The 5046-nt window shown below is 31.2% G+C and carries 1 protein-coding gene; it reads left to right on the top strand.

Translation table 11 applies throughout. The annotated features are described in order from the left end of the window. Positions 1 to 5046: VWA domain-containing protein (locus ACH5BK_RS12915; RefSeq protein WP_404308066.1), on the top strand; the 5046-nt coding region annotated here is incomplete at both ends.

The raw sequence follows: 5046 nt of genomic DNA, 5'->3' as shown, positions 1-5046 counted from the left end.
AATGAAGTAAATGTACCAGCAGGTGAGAGCGTAAATGTACAATTAACATGGAGCGGAGCAGCAGCAGGTGGAGCAGATACAAGTACATTACCATCAAACATTGATGTAACAGGTGGAAGTACAGCAACATTTAAAGTAGACGCAAAAGATGATTACTTAAATGAAGGAACAGAAGCCTTAGTAGTAACAGTAACAGGTGTAACAGATACAGATTCTAACTTTGAAAATGTAGAAGCATCATCAACAAACAATGTAGCAACAAGTGCAATAACAGATACAGATACTTTATCATTTAATATTGACAATGGTTTAGTAGATGAAGATGGATTACTAGGAACATCAGATCAGGATAATTATGATCCAGATGAAAAAGAAATAACAGGTTCTTTAGGTTTAAATGCACAAGATATAAATGATGCTATTTATGAATTTAATAGTTATGGTCAAACTACGTCTATTACATCTAAGGGTGAAAATATCAATTTAATTTTATCTAATGGTAATAAGATGATTAAAGGTATGGCTGGAACTAGAGAAGTTTTTGAAATAGAATTAAATAATGATGGAACATATAGATTTAAATTACTTGATGTTGTTGATCATCCAGACTTTACAAGTGAAGATTTAATTTCTAGTTTAAGTTTTAATGTTAAAGCTTTCCATGAGGGAGAGGTTGCTTATTCTCAAATCAAAATTGATATTGCAGATGATATTCCTACTGCAAATAATGTTATTATTGATGCAGATTCACAATATAAAGATACAACTACGAATATTGTAATAGCTATTGATAATTCAGGAAGTATGGGAAGTGGTCCTGGAAGTAAAATGGAGCTTGCAAAAGAAGCTGCAATAAAATTAATTGAAAGATATGAGCAAATGGGAGATGTTAATGTTAAGATTGTTTCTTTTAATGCTCAAGCGAATGCTTCTCAATGGTATACAAGTTCAACATCAGCTAAAAATGCTATTGCTGCACTAACAGCAGGTGGAGCAACTAATTATGAAGATACATTAAGAGATACAATGGATACTTATGATACTGCATCTGATCCTACACCATCTTCTGATCAAGATATATTCTATATGCTTTCAGATGGTAATGCAACAGCAGGTGATGCAAATGGTTCAGATAATGTATCTGGTTTAATTCCTGAATGGAAAACTTTTGCCGAAGCAAACTTTGATGATGTATACTCAATTGGTATTGGAACAAATGTTGATTTAGATGGAAATGATAGAGGAAGTTTAGATCAAATTGCAGATGTTAGTAATGGACATGATACTTTTGTTATTGAAAATGTTAATGATTTAACAGATGAAATGTTAGCAACTATTGTAAATATCAATGGTATATTAGTTATTAATAGTGGTGGAAATGAACTTGACTTTAGTTTTGGTGCAGATGGGCCAGCTGATGGAAGTGGTCCGAAACTTGATGGTGGGAAAATTTCATTTTCTTGGGGAGATGGTGATTTAAGTGATGGAGTTGGTATTATTGTCAATAATAATGATGGAACAGGTCCAAACTTACAATGGAATGTATATAATAATGGAAAAGTTCTTTTAGGAAAAGATGCAAATACAGGTGAGATTTTAGTTAAATTAGAGGCTAACAATGTAAATAGTGCTAATCCTACGTACGAAGTAACACAGTTTGTACCTAATAGTGGAATTACGAAACTTGAAGTTCCTTTCCATGTTGTTGATGGTGATGGAGATGGTGCTACAGGTGGATTAAGTATCGATATTGATTCAGATTTTAGTGCTTATGTAAAATTAACAGGTGATTCATCAGTTACAGAAGCAACAGGAGCTCAATTAGTACATAATTTAGAATTAGTAGATCAAAATGGAGATCCAATTGAGTTAAGAGCAGGTCAAAAAGTTACGGTTGAATTAGAATATACAAATGATTCTACTGAAGCAGAAGACTTCTCAAATACAAAACCAATATTTGTTGAAATTGTAGGAACAGTATCAGGAAATAATCAAGCTCAAATAGTAAATACTATTTTAGATGATTTAGATAAAGAGGGTAATGAAGGTTATACTTTATCTATTAAAAATATTACTACAAATGTAAATGGACTTGGAACAGTTAAAGTACATGAAACAAATGGAGTAAAAGATAGTGTTACGGGAACTATTCTTGATGATTCTGATGTTGTAACAGCTTCTATTTCAGGTAATTCATCAGTTACAGAAGGAAATAAATCTTCTTATACTATTGAGTTAAAAGATGAAAGTGATAATCCTGTAGTAGCTAAAGAGGACATGGTTGTAACTTTAGAATATACGTATGTTGATACTGCAACTAATCAAGATATTTCAGAAGTTGTAACTGTTACAATTCCTGCAAATTCAAATAAAGTAGACTTCGATATACAAACTATTTCAGATACATTATTTGAAGGTAATGAAACATTTAAAGTAAGTATTTTATCTATTACAAATACAGAAAGTTTTGAGCAATTTAATATTAATAATACACCTATTAGCACTGAAATTATTGATGATGATTCATTTACTATGTCAGTTGATAGAGCTTTAGTAGATGAAGATGCTTTAGTAGGTACAACTGATAATGATGCTTACAATACTGTAAAAGTATTTACAGGTTCATATAGTTTTAATACTAATTTAGATGTTGATGTATCATTTAAAGAGGGACAAACAACTTCTTTAACTTCAAAAGGTGAAAATATAGTACTTCAAGTTTCAGCTGATAAAAATACCTTAATTGGAATGGCAGGAACTAGAGAAATATTTGAAATTACTTTAGATGAAGTTAATAATGAATATACAGTTACTTTAAAAGATGTAATTGATCATAGTGATACAACAAGTGAAGATTTAGAAACATTGGCTATTCAACTTGAAGGTTCAACAGTAATTGGAAATGTTGAAACAACATTAAATGTTGATATTGCCGATGATATTGTAACAATTGACAATACGAATTCAGAAGAAGTTACTTTAGATAATTCTCAATTTACAAATATGATTATAAATGGAAGTTTTGAGAATGTTACTGGATTTAAAACTTCAGGAAGTGATGCTTTTGTAGAAAATAAAGATTTAGCTTCAAATGAATGGATTGGGCTTCAATCTATGGAAGGTTGGGAGTTAATGAGTAGTACTTCAATGAGAATGGAACCTCATGATCAAGACCATGCTTCTTTAGGTGCTGATGATGGTGAAAACTATATGGATCTTGGAGAAACTAATTATAGAGATTCTGATATTGAAAATACTCACATAGGACAAATTATAAGTGGTGCAAAAGATGGTGTAACTTATGATTTAAGTTTTGCATTTAAAGATAAAGCCTTTACTCAAGCAAATGAAGCAGAGTCAGGAAAAATGCAAGTTATTTGGAATGGTGAAGTAATTGCTACAATAGATGGAGATAATAGTTCTTGGGAAACTATGAATCTTCAAGTTGAAGGTGGTTCTGGAGATGGATCTAATAGATTAGAATTTAAAGAAATTGGTGAGGGTAATGATAATTGGGGTATGGCAATAGATGATATTCAAATGACTGCTTCTTCTATTACTCATACAGGTAGTTTATCTGATAATTCAGGTTTAGATATAAACTTTGGTGCAGATGGTAAAGGTTCGTATGAACTAGGTTCTAAATCAGGGTGGACATTAAATGCTACTAAAGATACTCTTATAAAAGATGATAGTTCGGTTAGTATTTCAATTGATAAATCAACTGGTGAATATACAATAACTCAAACAGGTTCACTACCTACTGGAGGTATCAATATACCAGTTGTTGTGACTGATGGAGATGGAGATAGTGCAACTACTGATATTACATTAAATGTTGAAACTCAAACACCTTCATTACCTGATTCAATTACAGTTAAAATAATTGATAGTGATACTGTATTAGAAGGTGAATATTTAGCTCATAGAGTAAAATTATATGATGATAATGGAAATGAAGTAGCAGTTCCTGAGGGGGAATATGTAGAAGTAACTTTACAATATACTCCAGCTACAACAAATGGTGCAATTGAAGGTACAGATTACTCTTCTCAAAATACTGTTAGAATTTATGGTGGAACAAGTGGTACTTACGTATTTAATAAAGCATTAGAAGACAATGTTTTTGAAGGTAGTGAGTCTTATACTGTTTCTGTATCTAATGTTACAGCATCTAATACAACTTTAGAAAATAAATTAACAGTAAGTAGTGATTCTGTTACAGGAACAATTCAAGAGTCAAACACACCACCAGAAGCTCAAGATAGACATATTGAGCTAGATTTTACTCCTAAAGTAGTTAGTGAAACTGAATTATTAAAAGAATCATTTGAAACACAAGCTGGACCAGGTGATAATAATCAATCTGGTTGGTTTGTTGATTATGGTACAAATGGAGATGGAATTTATATAGGTGATAATGGTACAGAATGGACATTAGAAGATACAGGTTTAGAAATACATACAGATGATAGATATAATTCTAGTGCATCATCTGGACAACATTATGCAGAGTTAGATGCTTTTGAAAATGTTTCAATGAAAACAACGGTTGATTTAGGAGTAAATAATACTTTTGTATTAACATTTGATTATAAACCAAGACTAGGAGCAGAAGACTCAAGTGATGCAAAAATATCATTTGGAGGAATTGATTTATTAGTTGAAACTGATGAAAATGGTAATGTAACATTTACTGGTGATGATAATGTTTCTTATACTGTATCTAAGAACTCAGAAGATTGGTATGAAGTGGAAGCTACTTTTACTAATTTATCAGGAACAGAAGCAGAACTATCATTTGCTGGACAAGGTACTTCTGATGCAAGGGGAGCTTATTTAGATAATATTACACTAGTAGGTCAAGAAGTAGAATCAAATTTAATAAGTGATGGTAAAGAGTTTACATTAAAAGATTTTGTAAGTGATATAGAAGATGATTCAACTTCAACAATAGTAAAAGTAAAAATAACTTCATTACCAGAGGATGGAGTATTAACAGTAAATGGAAATCCTGTACAAGTTGGTGATATATATGATGAAACA

This window comes from Arcobacter sp. YIC-80, from assembly GCF_044841725.1.
Lineage (GTDB): Bacteria > Campylobacterota > Campylobacteria > Campylobacterales > Arcobacteraceae > Arcobacter_B.
This window is presented reverse-complemented; position numbering and strand designations above follow the sequence as displayed.